Annotated in this window: 1 protein-coding gene; it reads left to right on the top strand. The window is 60.0% G+C overall.

The window, feature by feature from the left end; genetic code table 11:
• Nucleotides 1-79 precede the first annotated feature (79 nt).
• The gene (locus tag EN879_RS38185; RefSeq protein ID WP_013531464.1) at nt 80-547 is read left to right on the top strand and encodes a DUF1203 domain-containing protein; all 468 of its coding nucleotides are present in this window, start codon (nt 80-82) and stop codon (nt 545-547) included.
• Nucleotides 548-570 lie beyond the last annotated feature (23 nt).

Genomic DNA, 570 nt, shown 5'->3' with positions numbered 1-570 from the left:
TTTCGACATTTGGCAGGAATCGGGTGGGCGGCGAGGGTTCAAGGACATAATTTCCAATCACGACACCGGAGATTTTTCCATGACCATCCAGTTCAAAGCTTTGCCGACCGAAGCTGTCAGGACGCTGCAGCGTGGTGGCGTCGATGCTTATGGCCAAACGCCCGAGCGAAAGGTCTCAGATGGTGACGGCATGCCTTGCCGGCATTGTTTGAAGAACATAGGAGCCGGCGATGCCTATCTTGTTCTGGCATACAGGCCATTCCCGCAGCTTCAGCCCTATGCCGAAACCGGGCCGATCTTCCTGCATGCCGAGGAATGCGACGGCGCTGCCGAGGGCGAGGCGCTGCCCGAGATTCTCGACAGCCCCGACTACATCGTGCGCGGCTATGGCAGGGATGACCGTATCGTCTATGGCAGCGGCGGCGTGGTCCCGACCGGAGACATCACCGGGCGGGCCAAGACCTTGTTGGAACGCGACGAGATCGCCTACGTCCATGTCCGCTCGGCGCGCAACAATTGCTACCAGTGCCGCATCGAGCGCGCTTGAGGCTGAGATTAGCCGCTGGAAAC

Origin of the sequence: Mesorhizobium sp. M7A.F.Ca.AU.002.02.1.1 (genome assembly GCF_003998535.1) — a bacterium.
Taxonomy (GTDB): domain Bacteria; phylum Pseudomonadota; class Alphaproteobacteria; order Rhizobiales; family Rhizobiaceae; genus Mesorhizobium; species Mesorhizobium ciceri.
This window is presented reverse-complemented; position numbering and strand designations above follow the sequence as displayed.

What these genes read in the sequence shown, in the direction of transcription:
- EN879_RS38185 (WP_013531464.1), top strand. Translation starts at nt 80, where the DNA reads ATGACCATCCAGTTCAAAGCTTTGCCGACCGAAGCTGTCAGGACGCTG.